This window comes from Bradyrhizobium sp. RDI18, assembly GCF_043203335.1.
GTDB lineage: Bacteria > Pseudomonadota > Alphaproteobacteria > Rhizobiales > Xanthobacteraceae > Bradyrhizobium > Bradyrhizobium retamae.
This window is the reverse complement of sequence record NZ_JBICRN010000006.1, coordinates 628,676-645,396: the sequence shown is the minus strand read 5'-3', so window position 1 is coordinate 645,396 and position 16,721 is coordinate 628,676. Positions and strand designations below refer to the sequence as shown.

Annotated in this window: 17 protein-coding genes and 5 pseudogenes; 14 read left to right on the top strand and 8 right to left on the bottom strand. The window is 58.5% G+C overall.

Annotated features, from left to right (window positions below; translation table 11 throughout):
• Positions 1-267: 267 nt before the first annotated feature.
• The 3 genes and pseudogenes from ACFXS9_RS04035 (at position 268) to ACFXS9_RS04025 (ending at position 4,087) form a co-directional block, all read left to right on the top strand.
• Positions 268-1,128 (top strand): tyrosine-type recombinase/integrase, encoded by an 861-nt coding sequence (locus ACFXS9_RS04035; protein ID WP_392685345.1) that lies wholly within the window; start codon positions 268-270, stop codon positions 1,126-1,128.
• 22 nt (positions 1,129-1,150) lie between these two features.
• Complete coding sequence (locus ACFXS9_RS04030) at positions 1,151-2,377, top strand: IS91 family transposase (RefSeq protein WP_392685342.1); 1,227 nt, start codon at positions 1,151-1,153, stop codon at positions 2,375-2,377.
• A gap of 379 nt (positions 2,378-2,756) precedes the next feature.
• Positions 2,757-4,087 (top strand): annotated as a pseudogene (locus ACFXS9_RS04025) (IS701 family transposase).
• 59 nt (positions 4,088-4,146) lie between these two features.
• Here the strand turns inward: ACFXS9_RS04025 and ACFXS9_RS04020 are convergent.
• Positions 4,147-4,374: pseudogene (locus ACFXS9_RS04020) on the bottom strand (IS630 family transposase); the annotation flags it as partial.
• An 84-nt stretch (positions 4,375-4,458) separates the two neighbouring features.
• Here ACFXS9_RS04020 and ACFXS9_RS04015 point away from each other — a divergent pair.
• Both ACFXS9_RS04015 and ACFXS9_RS04010 read left to right on the top strand, forming a co-directional pair.
• Entirely contained in the window at positions 4,459-4,992 is a 534-nt protein-coding gene (locus tag ACFXS9_RS04015) for a hypothetical protein (protein ID WP_392685340.1), read from the top strand.
• Between the two features lie 283 nt (positions 4,993-5,275).
• Positions 5,276-6,052: a hypothetical protein gene (locus ACFXS9_RS04010; protein WP_392685338.1), complete on the top strand. Its 777-nt coding sequence runs from the start codon at positions 5,276-5,278 to the stop codon at positions 6,050-6,052.
• A gap of 130 nt (positions 6,053-6,182) precedes the next feature.
• Here the strand turns inward: ACFXS9_RS04010 and ACFXS9_RS04005 are convergent, their stop codons facing one another.
• The gene (locus ACFXS9_RS04005; protein ID WP_156434128.1) at positions 6,183-6,344 is read right to left on the bottom strand and encodes a hypothetical protein; all 162 of its coding nucleotides are present in this window, start codon (positions 6,342-6,344) and stop codon (positions 6,183-6,185) included.
• 91 nt (positions 6,345-6,435) lie between these two features.
• On the opposite strand from ACFXS9_RS04005, the gene ACFXS9_RS04000 reads away from it, so the two are divergent.
• The 5 genes and pseudogenes from ACFXS9_RS04000 to ACFXS9_RS03980 form a co-directional block, all read left to right on the top strand.
• Positions 6,436-6,744, top strand: coding sequence for a helix-turn-helix domain-containing protein (locus ACFXS9_RS04000; protein ID WP_057847616.1), 309 nt, complete (start codon positions 6,436-6,438; stop codon positions 6,742-6,744).
• Positions 6,741-7,985: a type II toxin-antitoxin system HipA family toxin gene (locus tag ACFXS9_RS03995; protein WP_392685333.1), complete on the top strand. Its 1,245-nt coding sequence runs from the start codon at positions 6,741-6,743 to the stop codon at positions 7,983-7,985. Before ACFXS9_RS04000 ends, ACFXS9_RS03995 begins: the two co-directional genes overlap by 4 nt.
• 1,597 nt (positions 7,986-9,582) lie before the next feature.
• Positions 9,583-10,155: a GNAT family N-acetyltransferase gene (locus ACFXS9_RS03990; RefSeq protein WP_392685330.1), complete on the top strand. Its 573-nt coding sequence runs from the start codon at positions 9,583-9,585 to the stop codon at positions 10,153-10,155.
• A 49-nt stretch (positions 10,156-10,204) separates the two neighbouring features.
• Positions 10,205-10,427, top strand: a pseudogene (locus ACFXS9_RS03985) (hypothetical protein); the annotation flags it as partial.
• A 69-nt stretch (positions 10,428-10,496) separates the two neighbouring features.
• Positions 10,497-10,651: pseudogene (locus tag ACFXS9_RS03980) on the top strand (IS630 family transposase); the annotation flags it as partial.
• Between the two features lie 4 nt (positions 10,652-10,655).
• On the opposite strand, the pseudogene ACFXS9_RS03975 reads toward ACFXS9_RS03980, so the two are convergent.
• A pseudogene (locus tag ACFXS9_RS03975) lies at positions 10,656-11,291 on the bottom strand (IS5 family transposase); the annotation flags it as partial.
• A 465-nt stretch (positions 11,292-11,756) separates the two neighbouring features.
• On the opposite strand from ACFXS9_RS03975, the gene ACFXS9_RS03970 reads away from it, so the two are divergent.
• Positions 11,757-11,885, top strand: a complete 129-nt coding sequence (locus tag ACFXS9_RS03970) for a hypothetical protein (RefSeq protein WP_392685327.1) — start codon at positions 11,757-11,759, stop codon at positions 11,883-11,885.
• Positions 11,886-12,305: 420 nt separating this feature from the next.
• On the opposite strand, the gene ACFXS9_RS03965 is transcribed toward ACFXS9_RS03970, so the two are convergent.
• Together ACFXS9_RS03965 and ACFXS9_RS03960 are read right to left on the bottom strand one after the other, a co-directional pair.
• On the bottom strand, positions 12,306-12,737 hold the full coding sequence (locus tag ACFXS9_RS03965) for a hypothetical protein (RefSeq protein WP_057847619.1): 432 nt from the start codon (positions 12,735-12,737) through the stop codon (positions 12,306-12,308).
• 93 nt (positions 12,738-12,830) lie between these two features.
• Positions 12,831-13,025, bottom strand: a complete 195-nt coding sequence (locus ACFXS9_RS03960) for a hypothetical protein (RefSeq protein ID WP_057847620.1) — start codon at positions 13,023-13,025, stop codon at positions 12,831-12,833.
• On the opposite strand from ACFXS9_RS03960, the gene ACFXS9_RS03955 reads away from it, so the two are divergent.
• Positions 12,931-13,140, top strand: a complete 210-nt coding sequence (locus ACFXS9_RS03955; RefSeq protein WP_156434129.1) for a hypothetical protein — start codon at positions 12,931-12,933, stop codon at positions 13,138-13,140. The two genes, ACFXS9_RS03960 and ACFXS9_RS03955, sit on opposite strands and share 95 nt — an antisense overlap.
• A 73-nt stretch (positions 13,141-13,213) precedes the next feature.
• Here ACFXS9_RS03955 and ACFXS9_RS03950 read toward each other — a convergent pair whose 3' ends face one another.
• The 3 genes from ACFXS9_RS03950 to ACFXS9_RS03940 form a co-directional block, all read right to left on the bottom strand.
• Positions 13,214-14,143 (bottom strand): TauD/TfdA family dioxygenase, encoded by a 930-nt coding sequence (locus ACFXS9_RS03950; RefSeq protein ID WP_057847621.1) that lies wholly within the window; start codon positions 14,141-14,143, stop codon positions 13,214-13,216.
• Positions 14,144-14,168: 25 nt separating this feature from the next.
• On the bottom strand, positions 14,169-14,417 hold the full coding sequence (locus ACFXS9_RS03945; protein WP_156434130.1) for a hypothetical protein: 249 nt from the start codon (positions 14,415-14,417) through the stop codon (positions 14,169-14,171).
• An 838-nt stretch (positions 14,418-15,255) separates the two neighbouring features.
• Positions 15,256-15,528, bottom strand: coding sequence for a hypothetical protein (locus ACFXS9_RS03940; protein ID WP_057847622.1), 273 nt, complete (start codon positions 15,526-15,528; stop codon positions 15,256-15,258).
• A 50-nt stretch (positions 15,529-15,578) separates the two neighbouring features.
• Here ACFXS9_RS03940 and ACFXS9_RS03935 point away from each other — a divergent pair, with 50 nt between their 5' ends.
• A complete protein-coding gene (locus tag ACFXS9_RS03935) occupies positions 15,579-15,815 on the top strand; it encodes a hypothetical protein (protein ID WP_392685322.1) in 237 nt (78 codons plus the stop codon).
• Positions 15,808-15,999 carry a hypothetical protein gene (locus ACFXS9_RS03930; RefSeq protein WP_156434132.1) on the top strand — a complete coding sequence of 64 codons (192 nt, stop codon included), beginning with the start codon at positions 15,808-15,810 and terminating at the stop codon, positions 15,997-15,999. The genes ACFXS9_RS03935 and ACFXS9_RS03930 overlap by 8 nt, the downstream gene beginning before the upstream one ends.
• Positions 16,000-16,721: the final 722 nt, after the last annotated feature.

The following is a 16,721-nucleotide window of genomic DNA, read 5'->3' as shown; positions in this document are numbered from 1 at the left end:
GTTGAAGGCAATTCCTTTTTGGCAATGCGCGCGGCGCCCTGGGAGACTTGCGGTGGGCTACCGCCAACTGCTGCAAGAGGATTTCACGGTCCATGCCGCGCTTACAGCAAACTAGCTAGCACTACTTTGGCAGATTTATTGGATTGATCGTCGCAACAGGATTGAACGAAGCCGCTACCGCGGCGTGAACGGCGAGGTGGCGTAGAGCGCCTCCTGCCTGAGAGGATGTGGGTGTTGCAGCCCACCCTCTCAGACAGGAGTATTGAGATGGCCGATTTGAGCCCTCTTCGCCGCCGCATGATCGAGGACATGACCGTCCGCAATCTGTCGCCGGCGACGCAGCGATCCTACATCAGCGCGGTTTCGAAGTTCAGCCGTTATTTCGGCAAATCGCCGGATCGGTTGGAACTGGAAGACGTTCGCGCCTTTCAAGTGCATCTGGTCTCGACCGGCATATCATGGCCGGCGCTGAACCAAATCGTCTGTGCGCTGCGGTTTTTCTACGGCGTTACTCTTGGCGAGGCGCTGATCCCGGAACGCATTCCCTATGCGCGAGAACCGCGCAAGCTGCCGGTCGTGCTCAGCGCCGACGAAGTGGTTCAGTTTCTTGAAGCGGTATCGAGCCTGAAGAGCCGCGCCGCACTGACCACCGCCTATGCGGCCGGGCTGAGGGCCTCGGAGGTCGCGGGACTGCGGATCGAAGACATCGACAGTGCTCGCGGTGTCATCCAGGTGCGCCACGGCAAGGGGGCGAAGGATCGCAACGTGATGCTGTCGCCCCAACTACTCGGCATCCTGCGCACCTACTGGCGGCTCGCCCGGCCGCGGGTTTATCTGTTCCCGGGACGCGACGAAGACCATCCGATCGATCAGACCGTGTTGCATGCCGCCTGCCGGTCGGCGGTGAAGGCTGCGGGCCTGACCAAGCGCGTCACGCTGCACACGCTGCGCCACAGCTTCGCGACACATCTTCTGGAGAACGGAACCGACATCCGGATCATCCAGGTTCTGCTCGGGCACAATAACCTGTCGTCGACGGCGCGCTACACGCAGGTCGCCACCGATACGATCCGGGCGACGCAGAGCCCGCTCGACCGCCTGTCGCTGGAGGTGACGCCACCGGTATGACGACGCGTCCGGGATGCGGGTTATGGCCCGCCCCGACGTCCGTCCGCACAGACCCGCCATCGAGATTGCCGATATCTTGCGCCGGCATGGCGACGCCTATCGCCGTTTGCATGCCGGTCATCTCGGTCGGGTCGAGCGGCGCGTGATGAGTGCGATCGTTGCGTGCCGAACCGAGGCGCTCGGCGGTCACATGGAGGCTTGCGACGACTGCGGCATGACACGCATCGCTTATAATTCCTGCCGGAATCGGCATTGTCCGAAGTGTCAGGGGCGAGCCCGAGCCGCGTGGCTTGCCGCGCGAGAAGCCGACCTGCTGCCGGTTCCCTATTTCCACGTCGTCTTTACGCTTCCTGCACCGATCGCAGCGATCGCTTTCCAGAACAAGGCCGTCGTCTATGCCATCCTGTTTAAGGCCGCCGCTGAGGCGATGACGACGCTTGCTGCCAATCCGCGAAGGCTCGGTGCAGAGATCGGCGGCGTCGCGGTCCTGCATACCTGGGGACAGGCGCTGACGCATCATCCTCACATTCACTGTGTCGTGCCGGGCGGCGGCCTCTCGCCCGATGGCGCGCGCTGGATCGCCAGCCGACCAAACTTCTTCCTGGCCGTCAAACCGCTCGCCCGGCTGTTCAGACGCCTGTTCCTCGAACGTCTGACCGCCGCCTTCGACGCCGGCACCCTGAACTTCTTCGGCGATCTCGCATCCCTGGCCGAGCCTGCTGCCTTCGCAGCTCACCTCCTCGCTATGCGGCGCATCAGCTGGGTCGTCTATGCCAAGCGGCCGTTCGGCGGCCCCGCGCAGGTGCTGGCCTATCTCGGCCGCTATACCCATCGCGTTGCAATCGCCAACAGCCGGCTCGTAGCCCTCGACGAGGATCACGTCGCCTTTACCTGGAAGGACTACCGCCAGAACGGCGCGACAAGGATCATGAAGCTCAAGGCCGACGAGTTCATCCGCCGCTTCCTTCTTCACACGCTGCCCGATGGCTTCCATCGCATCCGCCACTTCGGCTTCATGGCCAACCGCCATCGCGCTGCCAAGCTCGCCCTTTGCCGCGAACTTCTCGATCGCGAGCGAACAGCCCCAAACGATGGCCAGCCGCCGCCTGTGGATTCGGAAGCTCAAACCTGGGCCGAGGTTCCTGCCTGTGCCGATTGTGGTGGCGTCATGCGCATCATTGAGCGCTTTCGACACAGCTTCAGCCGCTCCAGCCCTCGAACACCACCGTTCCGATGCGACACATCGTGAGCCAAGTCATGCCGTGCACGACGATCATCATTCGTCATTCCGCTCCCAGCGTCTCGATCATCGCGGACGATGTCGAATCCGTGCTGTCACACTGCGCGACAACAACCGTCCGATGCAACAAAAAGTCTATCGTGATCTCCGGCGAAGCGCGTTTGGTCTCAACTCTTCCCCGATGCGCACATCTCGTGTCTCTGCCTCACGCGCCGAGCCAGCAGATCGGGCCTTGCGATCTCAAACAATCCCCATAGCGTAAAATCGCGCATAGCCTCCCGCGCCTTCGTTCAATCCGGCTTCAATGAGGTCGCGTCATAAGCGCCTGCCGCGCCCTCGCGTGAGCGCGACCTCACAGAACCCTCCAGATTCCCCAATCAGGTTTTCAATGATTCATGAGAGGTCGGCTTATGGAGGGCCGATCTATGGACGTGGACTGGCAAGCCGATCTCGATCGCTGGCTTGCGCCGTTTGTCGCGGCGCTAGGGCATAAGACGCGGGCCCGGATGTGCCCACTCTACGTCGCGGGTTTGATTGGTCCGGGAGACCGCAAGAGCGATCAACCGATGGCGGCACGCGCCAGCGGGGTCGGTTACGATCAGCTCCATCATTTCGTCGCTGCCGGAGTTTGGGACAGTGCTCCACTCGAGGCTGCCCTGCTGAAGGAGGCAGACAGATCGGTTGGCGATGATGCGGGTTTTCTTGTCATCGATGATACGGTTGCCCAAGAAGGGACGTCACTCGATTGGCGTCGCGCCACAATATGCCTCGTCGCTCGGAAAGACTGCCAACTGTCAGTCGCTGGTCTCGCTAACATTGGCGTCGCGGGAGGTGCCGGTGATGGTGGGCCTGCGGCTGTTCCTGCCCGAGAACTGGACAAATGATCCTGAGCGCATGGCGCGGGCCGGTGTGCCGAAGGATGGACAGACTGCTCTGACAAAGCCGGAGATTGCGATCGAGGAGATCGACCGCGTCATCGCCTCTGGTGCGCGTTTCGGCTGTGTGCTGGCCGATTCAGGGTACGGCTCCAGCGGGCCTTTCCGTCAGGCTTTGAGCGAGCGCGGTCTGCTGTGGGCGGTGGGTCTGTCGCGGCGCCAGAACGTCTATCCCGCCGACATTGCCCTGATCTTCCCCATCGCGAAGACCTGAAAGCCCGCAAATACCACATCCCTGATCAGCCACCGGTCTCTGCTGAAGCGTTATTGGCCGAAGGCAAATGGCAAAGGGTCAGCTGGCGGCGGGGCACCAAAGGTCGGCTGACATGTCTCTTCACGGCCCGCCGTGTCCGCGTTGCGGATGGCCATAAGCACCGGATGATCAATAACCGTATGCAGTGCATGCCTGGCGACGAGGTCTGGCTCGTCGGCGAGCGGCGGTCGACCGGGGAGCAAAAATACTATGTGTCGAACCTGCCGGCCGATGCCACCATCAAGACGCTTGCTGCCACGATCAAGGCCAAGTGGGTCTGTGAACAGGCTCACCAGCAGCTCAAGGAGGAGCTTGGGCTCGACCACTTCGAAGGTAGATCCTGGACGGGATTACATCGACATGCGTTGATGACGATGATCGCCTACGCCTTTCTCCAATCCCGCCGCCTCAAAGCCGCGGGACGGAAAAAAGAATCTCAGGACCGCCACCACAACCAAGCATGCCGGCCATCAGGCAAGCCATCCTCGACCTCTTCGCACGACCTCCACCCCGACGATGTCCTCACTGTGACCTGCTCCTTGCAGATATCGCGACGACTAAAGTGCCAAAGTAGTGCTAGTCACGTGACTCTAAAGTTCGCCACATAAAGTCTCCTGGGCTTTGTGGCAGAAGCGTTTGACGGAAGCCAAAATCTGGTACGCCGACTTGGACCATTTGAAGGGCTTCTGATATTTGTTGTGCTGGTCGATGAAGGTACGGATGTCGGCCTCGAGCTGCCTGACGGAGGTGTGGACACCTCGCTGGATCTGCTTTCTGGTGAGTTCAGCGAACCAGCGCTCGACCTGATTGATCCATGACAGGGCTTCGACGTCTTATCGGACGGAGCACAGTTCGGATGGCGAGCGATCCTTGAAGCAAATCGCCATAGAGGGGGCTGCCGGGTGGCGAACGTTGAAAAAGCCCTCGCGACCACGCGTGCGGTTCTCAAAGATCAATGCGAGGAGGAAACCGAAGATCTTGGCTTGCCGGTCCGCGGTGCGATTCAGGCAATGCGTGCCACTCACGAAGCACGAGCCGCGCAGCGCAATGTTGAAGCAGATGAAGCCGAACGGCTGAAGCGTTTGGAGCGGTTGAACACGATCACGCCCCTGTCAAACGCACTGATCGGCGATGCACATTCGAATTGGATAGAGACGCCGCACTCAAGCCTCATCGGGATGACACCGCGCGAAGCCGCAGCACAATCCGCCGGACTTCTCGAAAACGCGACACGCCTGCTGCACAATTTAGCGGCGGAGTTGGCGAAGAAGGCGAAATGGGTCGATGAGTTGGAGCGGGAAGCGTCCAAGCTGTTTTCACGCCCCGACAAGCTTTGTCTCTGTATGACAGTCAGCGATCCGGACCTGCCCGGACTGGCCTCGCCAAGCGTCTACATCAAGGACGAGCAAACGATGCAGCAATGTCTCGTACTTTGAGGCGTCGTTTTGGAAAGCGGTAGTGTCGCCTATCGCACGGCGCCAATGGATACGAGGGGCAAGAGCCTGTGAAATTCTTTTCGACTATCATCGAATAGTTGGACATGGCGGTTGCGGAGATTGCCGTCGATCAGCCGATTTACAGCCGCTTGGCGCTGATCCTGATCGATAACGCCACGGAATTGCTCATTCACCGATCGTGCGAACAATACGCTGCCCACGGCACCGAAAGGATAGGACTCCGCCTAGTCCCAAGATGCGTCGCGAGGCGACGGGTGATTACTTGGAGCAGAAGCTGGCCGTAATGAGGCATGTCGATGCAATCACGGAGGATGAAAGACGCTTCATTGCGATAGCGCATGGCTGCCGTAGTGAACTGTATCATGTCGGATTGCGCCACGAGGAAATTTCGCGGCCGATTGCTCAACAATACTTTCAACTCGCGTGCGCGTTCCTTCCGAAGATGGGACCAGGGTCGATAGGGTGGGGGCCTGATTTCAAGCTCAGCGAGCGTGTCAGAAGATACATTCCGGAGGGTGGTGGACCAGGATCGATGGCTTTCCGTCATCGGGAGCCGATAGCTGCTGCGCTACTTGCGGCGCTGCCTCGCAGTGCGGTCTCGTTGGGAACGTCGCTCAAGACCGACCTGATGCAGCGGATCGGACGCATCGAAAAGCACTTCAATTACCTCAGTCGGGGTCTCGATGGGAGAGCACCGCCGGCTGCGACGCTGGAAAATCTCCAATTTGCATACGATCACAATTCCGCGCTTCGGAGAAAGAGTGGCGAGAACATTTGGATTCCATGGGACGCGCCGTTCATGCAGGGCCATAAAACGCGTCTCATGGCGACGTGGAAGCGACGGTACTCGACTGTGCCCATTGTTAAGTGGCGGCAGAAGGCGAATCTTATCGGAAAGGAGACGAATTGGCTGCGCGCAGCTGCGGCGCATGATGATCTCGGCCGGCAGATGGATTATTTGGATGTCGCTATTACCGAAGCGCTTTCTGAATTTGATGGCTGGGTGCAACAGCAGATCGACCGGGCGCGGGGCAAGTGAGCTGTGCGATTAGCCGAAGTGGTCGTGGCACCCTCAAGGTCCTTCCCGCGGAGGCCCGGGTCAGGCGATGACAGCGCGACCTCAGGGCACCGGAATTCCATGACCGTATGATGGTATTCCCTGTAGGTTTCTAGTCCTGCAGGGCCGGATCATCAGCGGCAGCAGCATGCGGCGAGTATGGCAGGTCGGGCCATTGACCGAGGCCGGCTCGTTTCACCCGCCTTCCGAGCGCCAGCACCTGCGGGAATTGGCCGTCCCAAGCCAATGTTAGATAGACACGGTTACGGATCATTTCCCATCCGAAAGATCTGTTTACGTTTCACCTTGACAGGAATGACCTGTTTACGTATCATCCACCAACAAAATGATCCGGGAACATATCAATGGCCCCAGACCCCTTCCTCAAGGATCTTGGCATGCACTTTAGAAAGGCGCGCATGGCCGCTGGCTTGTCCCAGGAGCAAATCGCCCTTCGGGCGAACATCAGCAGACCCCGCTATCGGGACATTGAAACCGGTGCCGCTGCCGCCCGTGCAACGACGCTCGTCAACATCGCCCGCGCCCTTGGCATGGAAATAATGTTGATCCCGCAGGCGATGGTGCCCGCTATTCAGTCGATGCTGCAGCCCGGCGCCGACGATGATGATCGCCCCGCATTCACGTCAGACGTCGAAGAGGAGGAAGGCGCATGAGTCCGACCGTCCTCGCGGCGGAGCGCATCCAGTCGCTCGATATCTCGTTGAACGATCTTCCAGTCGGCACGCTCGTGCGGACGCCGGGCGACTACAATGCGTTCAACCTTTTGCCCGCTTACCGGAACTTAAACAACCCGCCAATCTTCAGCCTGTCGCTTCGCTCAGCGGACGGCAGCCTTCGCCGGGATCCCAAACCCATACGCGGCGCGCTGCCACCGTTCTTTGCCAACCTGCTGCCCGAAGAGAAATTGCGCGAGGCGATGGAAAAGCACCACGCGGCGTCAGTAAGAAAAGGAAACGACTTCGATCTTTTGGCTGCGCTCGGGACCAACCTGCCAGGAGCGGTACGCACTTTGCCGAGTGACGGTATCCCCATTCCAACTGGTCCAGAAGTGAAGGGCAATAAAAAGCTGCGATTTTCGCTTGCCGGTGTGCAGATGAAGCTTTCCGTTATGAAAAACACAGGAAAGGAAGGTGGGATCACACTCGCCGTAGACGACGAGCAAGGGCAATATATCGCGAAATTTCCCTCCCTCACGCACATCGGACTATCGGAAAACGAATTCGCAATTCTCGCCTTGGCGGAAGCGCTGGGGATGGAAGTGCCGGCACGCGAACTCGTCGACAAGAAGGAGTTCGCCGGCATTCCGGAAGAGTTCAACACCATGTCCACGGGCAAGGTGCTGCTTGTCCGCCGCTTCGACCGCGGCGCGGACGGGGCCCGCGTCCATATGGAAGACTTCGCACAGGTCTTTGGCCGCTATCCGTCGGAGAAATACACTGGCGCAGCCTATCATAATATCGCGGCAGCGCTGAACAGCGGCGTCTCCTTTGATTCAGCCATCGAATTTGTTCGGCGCCTTGCACTTACCGCGGTCACCGGGAACGGTGATATGCATCTCAAGAATTGGTCGTTGCTGTATCCCGGAGACGGACTGACACCAACGCTGTCGCCTGTCTACGACGCGCTTTCAACAATTCCCTATATCCCTAAAGACGGCCTCGCCCTCAGCCTCGCCGGCGAAAAGTCGTTCAAGGCGCTTACTCCAGAGCGCTGGCGCAATTTCGCAAATCGTAGTCGTCTTCCGGAAGGGGCAGTGATGACAGCCGTAGCCGAGACGGCGGCGACCGTGCGCGACAAGTGGTCGGTTCTTCCAGAACGCGATGTTGTGCCTGCCCAGGTCCTCAGCCGGATCGATGCCCATATCGAAGAAATGGCAAACGTTCTCGATCCGTAGATCCCAAGCCGACGATGCAGGGTCAGGGACGTGAACCTATAAATCCAGAGTGGTCCGCAGAGTTCCGCTTTGATACGGATTGTGTTGAGAAACTCGAAAATCGCGGGGCTCCGAAAATCTCGCAAGTGTCGCGCATTGGCAATTTCAGCCGCTGCAAGGCTTTGCAGAATCGATACGAGCGCCAGCGATCGTTTTTGGGTAATTGATGTGGTCATCTCACAGCGAGATAGACGCACCAGCGGTCCTGAGAATTTTCAGTCATCAGCGAAAAGGGACTTTTTCAACACAATCATACATATTCCGGGCTCCAGCCCGGACATCGCGTGAGGTCTGGAAAAGGGCCACCAGTGGACTCTAGGCTGACCGCCCGACGACCACAGTATCGATGGTTGCGACAGAGCATGAGATGATGAACAGATGCGAGCCTCCCCAAATGCGCGTCTGCAAGCATTTCCGCAAACCTGCTGCATCAGTCCGTCCCGATCAATTGGCATCGCTCGGGCTACGGCTAATTGATCCTGCGCAATAGGGGCGGAAATCGCTGAATTTCTGCACCATTTGGCCGCCAGAGGACGGCCGAAGACCTTGCTCCCGCGCGAACCGAGATATTTTTTGTTCGATGCTGTCTATTCATAATATTTCGGAACGCGATGTCTCTATTATTCGCGAGGCGACTGAGCACAACAGGACGCGCGTGTTGTGGATGTCGGCGGGCGTTAGAAGAATATTTCAACAAACGGACGAAGTCGCAAACGCAAGTGATTCAAGTGGACGATAGATGATGCCGCGAAGCGCGGACTGGCGACGATTTGAGAGGGCTTTCAGCGACCATGCGATAGGTGGCCGCAAATCGCTTCGACAGAATGGAGACAATTGTCGTTGGAGGAACAGGAGAGCCGCTCGCTTGCAATCGCGCACGCAGGGAGCAGAATTGTACGAATTCGTTAGGTAACGAGTTCGTGCACGCTGTTCGTCACCGCACGGCAACAAACAATGCGTCGGCTGCGAAATTAAGAAAAATTGAGTATCTCCTCTCAACGAAAAATAGTTCGTCTTAGACTCGCGCATTCGAAAATTCTTTGAGAGGATTGATAATCAGGCAATGATGCCGGTCAGGGAGCTCATGATGCGCAACAACATCTTCGGCATCGTGATTTCGTTACGCGCAGAGCTTGTTGATAACTTGTGTGCGTCCTTTTGTTGACGCTGCCCGGATGCCGCTGGTCGGCCAGCCGCTCGAGCTGTTCTACGAAGGGGGAAAATAGATCGACATGCGCGGGGCTGCTCGCAAACGGTCAGCCGGGCTCCAACGCTCCCAGCACGAACACGAGGGCCCCGATGTGGGGGCGACACGCAGGTCCAAAGAAGAAGAGAGCGCTCCAGACGACCATGACGATGTTGTCGACAAGTTATTTTCGATTTTCTGTGATATTTTTGGCCAGGAGCGACACGAACATCTTATCACCTCATTGTGAACTAAGACGTCATATTAATTTCAACCACAGGGTGTATCTGCTTCGGGCTGGGTGCTGCAGCAGCCTCCGGCGCCGCTACTGAACTAGCTGGTATGTTGCTTGAGCTTGGACGAGGATGTGACATGGTGACCACGCGTGAAGTGTCTGTCGATGACGTCACAACGGTAACCCACATGGTTGCTGCCCTACTTGCTGAACTTGAGGGCGGCCAAGTGCAGGCCGGACTAGATACCCAGCTTGCTGTCGACCTCCTCGTAAAAGAGCGCGTCTATGGGTTTCTGGCTTTCGCGGAGGCTCGTCCTGTAGGCATCATCATGTTGTCGGAAAGCGCGGCCCTTTTTGCGCGCGGAACCTACGGCATCATTACCGAACTCTACGTGGTGCCGGACCAGCGATCGTCTGGGGTCGCGATGCGCCTCATTGAGGCTGCCGTGAGCCTGGGGACGGTAAAAGGCTGGGGTCAGCTTGAACTGGGGGCGCCGAGGCAGCCGACGTGGAGCCGCAACCGCAGCTTGGCCTTCTACTTGAAGGCCGGTTTTGCAGAGATCGGCCCACGCCTCAAGTTGCCGTTGCACCGCCTTGGCCAGAGCATTTTCGCCGAACGCTGGCCAGTCTCCCAGGGCGTCCGGACGGGAAGGCTTGCGAGCGGGCCGTTTCTCGAACGTCGCGATAGCTCTAAACTAACAGCTTGTTGAAGAAGTCACCAGCGGGCAGGCGTTTGGCATAATTCTCTGGAGTGATTGAATCGGGAAATGGAGATGCGCCGCTGCTGACGAGCAGTATGGATCGCTATTCAGCTATGTGGATTTGGAAGCCCGCCTCCGCGGTGATCATCCGCTGCGAACGATCCGGATAATAGCAAACGCGGCGTTGAGTGTCGAAGGCTTTCACGGCGCTTTACGTGGACTTCGGGCGGCCATCGATCGCACCAGAGAAGCTGCTTCGAGCGGTGGTGCTGCAACCCTTCTAGTCATCTGGAACGCAAGTTCGTCACATTATAATGATAGCTCGAATCTCTCTGTAGAGGAGAGCGCTTGTGGCGAATGCAGCTGTGAGAGGCCGGCCGATCGAGCCGTTGGTGCTGAGTGCGCAGGAGCGGAGTACTTGGAGAGACAAGTCCGTCGTCACCGTGTTGCGCGGTCGCTATCTGACCGGTGCCGCGCGATCCTGCGATGTGCGGACGGCTTGCCAATTGCCCCATGAAGGAGAGCTTGGCGCCTTGGCCATCACCTTTGCGATAGAGCCTGGCGTCCGGTCGGTGGTTGATCCATGCGTCTCGTTGGAGCGCTTCTCCTTGTGGAAGCCGCGCTCGCCATTGCGGCCTGGATCCGGCGGCTTGTCTTGCCGTCCTTGCCCGCTCTTCATTGATGCCCACGCCTCGATAAGCGTGCCATCGACCGAGAAGTGATCGTTCGACAGGAGCTGCTTCACCTCAGCCTGGTCCAACACCGCGCCGAAGAACTTCGCCGCCACATCCCCTTCCAGAAGCCGCTCCCGGTTCTTGGTGAATACCGTCACGTCCCAGATCGGCGCGTCCATCGACAGCCCGACGAACCAACGAAACAAAAGATTGTAATCGAGTTGCTCCATCAACTGGCGCTCTGAGCGCACCGAGTAGAACGCTTGTAAAAGCAGCGCCCGCAACAGCTTCTCTGGCGGAATCGAAGGCCGGCCAAGCTTCGCGAAATCGCCTGAGAGCGCCTCACGTGCCCCATCGACAAGCCGCCTAATGGCCCGCAGCGGGTAATCTTTGAACCCGCGCCGAGCAGCTCACGTACGAAAAAAGGCCCTCTGACGCCTCATCCGCGCATCGGCTGTCCTCCGCCCCGATTCAACAGGACAAAGGAATCACAATCGCAGCCGATCCGCGATACTTTTTTCCGCAGCCTGCTCGTCTAGTAGGTAAACCTCTGCACTGACGAGTGGGGGAGAGCGATGTCGTACTGCGCAACCGCTAACCCTCCAGCTAAGGAGCAGTCCCAAACGCTGCATGACGCCGAACACTTCATCGCCAAGCTGCCAAACGCGAGCACGACGCGGCGGAACCTTGGTGGATAAGATTACTGTAGTCCATCCGATCGGCGCTGCCGAAATTGCCGACGTTGCAGTAGCCGGCAATGACCTCTCTGTGCGATGGAGCGGTCGAAAGTTTGGACAGAGCCTCCATTTGTCAATTCTGGCATTTTGGGCGCCCCCTTCGTTGCGTCGAAGCAATGCAGCGTCTCGCCTCCGTTCCGCTTGTTATCAGCCTGGTACAGGCTGGGAATACTCGCTTACGACGGACGTGCTGAGGGCCGTGATCGAGAAAGTGACGGGAAGCAGCCTGGAATCGTTTGTCACCGAGCGGTTCATGACCACGACGGCGATTATTGGCCCCGGCGCGATCTCGAATCCCATTCGGGAAGCGTTCTATGCGGCTGATTGAGGTTCGACACCCAGCGCTCTTCTGATCACAATCGTGGGATCCGCCCCGCGAGGCTGACACGTTCGAGTTGGGCCCATAAGCATCGGTCGAAGGCCAGCGCCAACCCTGTCCGATTCACCCCAGATAGTGTTGCAAAAGTCGAAAGTTGCAGGGCTCAAGATTTTTCGCGAAAGCACTAAGCAGCGAGCGATCGCTGATTCGTATGACCTCAATCGTGGTATTGAAGTTGCCTGTGAATTTTGCGTGAGGCCGTGAGGTCCCTCACATTTTGTATACGAAAGTCGCGCCCACGGCCCGCAGAATTTTGGTCATAGGCGAAAATCGACTTTTGCAACACAATCCCCCAGAAAGCGGACCGCGCGTCCTTAGTGATGGTCTTCGGCTTGGGGCCAATAGCCGGCGTTCAGCTCGCTCCCAGCCCTAATCGCGGGGGCCCTGCCGCGGCTGAGGATTGTTGGCAGGGTTGGTATCGTACTTCGATATTCGCGTGATGAGCCCGCTAGTAGTGAGCGGTTGCAAGTCCACCTCCAGCGCGTCGGCAATCTCCTTGGCATAGATCTCCCGGTCGTCTACGTAGAGTGCAAAGGATTTCAAATACTTTTCCTTCTTCGCTGGATTCTCAATCGTCGCCTTTGTCCACTGGTAGAGCGGATAGTTTTCGACGCAGTGCTCTTCTGCTGCGGCGACATACTCCGCAAAGGCATCGAACTGGCATTTCGGCGCAGCGCGATGCTTGGCGAGGATATCGAACAGCGGTGCCAGTGCCGGAACACGAAGTTTTCGGCCTACCGATTCCGCCGTGGCGGAATCATTCACATCGAACCTAACCTGATACTGCCAGTGAGAAGCCACGCTATGCTCGCCTTCTGGTCGCACCCGATTATTCTCCTTTTCCCATCGCAAGGCGCTACCGCTTCCTCACGAGCAGGTCCGGCATGCATTGTATCACAAGCTGGCCGCAATGTCAGGCCACCGTTGCGTTAGGAGCTCCTCATTTTTAAGGCACTCGTTGGACGAACGAAGATCGATCACCACCCGTTGATAGGTGCCGCTGCCGATCTCCTCTATCCCGTCGCTTGCCGGCACCTTGAAGTCAACTCGTTTTCCCTCGACGTTGATTACCTCGGCCGTCGCGCACACCTCGTGGCCTACAGGCCGTGGCGGCGAAGGGCTGTACGTCTACTGCAGCGCCGACCGCGCTTTCGATGAGGCTCGCGAAAACCAGATCTTCGTCAGACCCGCGCTGGCCGTTTGACCTCAACTAGCACAAGCAACGAACGCGGGAGCATAGTCTATAACGGTAGGAGCTCCGTGAATTTGCGAACGCGTTAGGCGGTCTTCATTGGGCGGCTGCTTGGTGACCTTACGCGCGTTACACTGCACCGGCCATCAATGCTGACGGGCACGTCACCCTCGATGGTGGCGCGACGAACGACGCGATGCTGGTCGCCGTAATCATTGACCGCATAATGGTGTGTGGCGCGGTTATCCCAGATCGCGACATCGCCCTCCCTCCAGTTCCAGCGCACGGTGTTTTCAGGCGCGGTGATATGAGACTGGAATATATCCAACAGCTTTTGGCCGTCATATTTGGGGATGCCAAGAAAACGCTGTACCAAAGCGCCGAGCACTAGCGTCCGCTCTCCGGTCTCGGGGTGGACACGCACCACGGGATGCTCAGTCTCGAAGTTGGTTCTGGTGAAGACCTCGTCAAAATGCTTCTTATCGACCTCGCGGACTCGGGCCATTCCGGCATAGTCGAAGACGTTGCTGTGAACGGCCCAGAGCTCGTCTGCAAGCCGTTGCAGCGGTGGCGGCAGGTCGAGATAAGCGGCCGCGGCGTTCGACCAGACCGTATCGCCGCCGAATAGTGGGATCACAACGGCCCGCAGCACCAAAATCTTGGGATAGGAATCGGCGAAGGTCCCATCGGCGTGCCACACATCGGCCCGGCCACCGCCGCGCGCGGAGTCAAGCTCGAGGAGCGATGCCGTTCCCTTGGCAACGCCGAGCATCGGATGCGGCACCAGCTTCCCGAAACGGGCAGCAAATCGCTCCTGCTCGGCGTCATCGAGATGACCTTGGTCGCGGAAGAAGATCACCTTGTGGTCGAGCAGCAAGCTGTTGAGTGCAGCGATCGTCTGGTCCGGCAAATCGCTCGAGACCTTGGTATTTCTGATTTCGGCGCCGATGCGCGCTGCGCGTTTGACGATATCGGTACGCGGAATGACATTATCGATCAAGGTCGTTTCGCTCATGGATGTTCCAGCCTTTGCGGTTTCTTCACCAAACGAACGCATTCAGCTGCGACCCGGATTGGGTGAACGCTAGATTGCTAATCATCAAATCCGCGGCAATCGGCCCGTTGGTGCGCTGTTCGTGCGAGGCAAAAGCGGCCACGCACGGATCGCGGCTGATCCGTACCATTTTCGATGGGATACGCCTGAAACTCGCCGGTGCCCCTTGCCTCGGTGCAGCATTAGCTTGATTGAGGATCGACGATCCGGCAGGTTCAACTTCGAAGAGTCTCATCGAGACTGCCTTCGATCATTGGTTTGGTGAAACTTCTCTACGATCGCGGATACGATCTCGTCCTTCCAAGAAGATACGAAGCGCTTGGGTGCGCAGGTGACGTCACCGGGTTTCATAGGCAAACCTCGCATTTAGCAAGTGATCTCCAGCAAGCACCGTGCCAGCCGCGAAAACGAGCTGCGAACGACTACCTGGCGGCAAGAGCGCCAAAGGATCGGGAAAACCCGGCGCGACGGTCACCAAATTGGGCCGATAATTCGACCAGAAAGCTGGCTAGCCCCGATGGCCAGCGCGCGCGAAGAAGCAGCGCCTAACGATACGTGAGGTCGAGCGCGTAGGTCGGGGCCAACGGCACAGCGGCGTATGATCGTCAGGCGTCCGTTCGGATCCGCACGAGAGGCGATAGTCATCAGATGACCTTCCATCTTTCAACATCAGACACGTCCGGTTCAAGACGGAGATGTCGGAGATCTGACAACCTGCAGCGTCGATCCAAAGGCATGCTGGCGGCTATGCCGTGTGTTTTCTCTCGTGAAGCAAGGCACACACCAAATCCGGCACCATCGCGGCATCCCCGATCTCGATGTGGTAGCACCTTTCATTCCCGAGCTGCTCCGGCGATAGCCGACCGCCCGATGCACGTAGATTCAGATCGAGTTACGGGGGGCTGGTCGACAATACCGCCGGCGCATCGTTTGCAGCTCTCCGCGAGTGATCGAAGTTCCCGTCACGAGAACATCGCGGTTGATGTTTGCCCAGGTCATTCCCCGGCCAATGGATGAAGAGAACCGTGACCCGCCTCGCTGCTAGCGTTCTGTCCCGCAAGTTCGTAGCATGGTTATTGCATCGGTTCCGCGTACCCGATGAAGGAGATATCGATGCGCACCGGACGGGCGAAGGCGATGCTGACGATTTCCAGCGACGAAGACACGCAGCTCACGGCCATAACACGGTCGCGCTCGCTGCCGCGGCGCTGACGCTGCGAACAGAGATCGTGCTGGCCTGCCAACGCGAGCCGAGCAACGTCGTCTTGGCGACGCGGCTTGGTGGTCGGCCCCATACGATCGGCAAACGGCCCAATCGCTTTATCGCAAATCGCATCGAGGATCATCTACGATGAGACGCGTACCGGCGGACCCCCGCACGGTTGAGGATGAGGCTGTGGCCGAGCTGATCAGCAAGACACTTGCTCGCAAGCCCAAAGCCGCAATCCATTGGAGCGTGCGCCCATCTAAAGAGACGGAAGTTGCCAAAAGCACCGTTCATCGCCTGTTCCAACTCTTCGGTCTGCGGCCTCACTGTACCGGCAGCTTTAAACCCTCGACCGATGCTTTTTTGTCGAGAAGTCCCGCTTCCAGAAGATTGGAAGGCGATGGAGGAGACTGCTCGCATGAGTGACGGGCTTCAAAAGGGAGATGACGCGGCCACCATTGAGGAACTGCTCCAACTGCTAATCAGCATCCTAGCGTCAGCAAGGCGGCTTCCGCGCGGCCCAAAAAGCGATGCAGCGTTACGGCAGATAGGGGAACTTCAAAAAGGTGTAGGCGTGGTCCTGCTGAAGCGGTTTTACGATAAAGCATAGCAAGCTCCTTTGCCGTGGGGCAGGGCTGCCTGCGGACAATCTGCCTCAACTCACGACGGAGCCGCGTAAGGCCCGCAACGAGATGTCGGATCTCGCTTGGCGGCCGATGACTCCGGGCGATCTACACCCCCGTCGGCCGCCCGGTTGGCAGCAATCTCGGCGAAGCACAGTGGAGCGCGCGGCTTCGGCACATCAGAGTCAAGCTCTTGGGCTGCCGCGAGACTTGGCATCGCTGCACTTCACCTGCCAGCGTGGTGAAGCGGCGAAGAAAATGCAAGGGGCTATCCGCCGAAAGGCGAGAATGCGTAACAGCTCCCATACTTTCCTGCGCGGTCCAGTAAGGTGCCGCGGCGATGTGCGGCAGAAAGTTCGCTGGTTGCGAGCGGCTTGATAGATGGCGGCCATAACCAGACAGACCTTGAAGGGAGCAGATTGAATATCACGCACAACGTTCTCTTCGGATTTCATCTCTTAGACAGCTCGTGCTGAAACACCATCGGCTATTTTGTTTCAGGGGAGGGTGAGAGATAGACAATGCAAGCGCTAAGCGTCTGCGGACTACCGGGCGGCCGTAAAGTGTCTGAACGCCGCCGAGCGGCGGCGGTTTGCTAGAGCCGGCCACTTGGGTCGCTTCCGAAATCGATCGGTTGTGCGGCCCTTTTCACTCAGCGGCAACAGGAGCTCCGAAATCGTCCTATCGGCACCGGCCGCCATTGAACTCG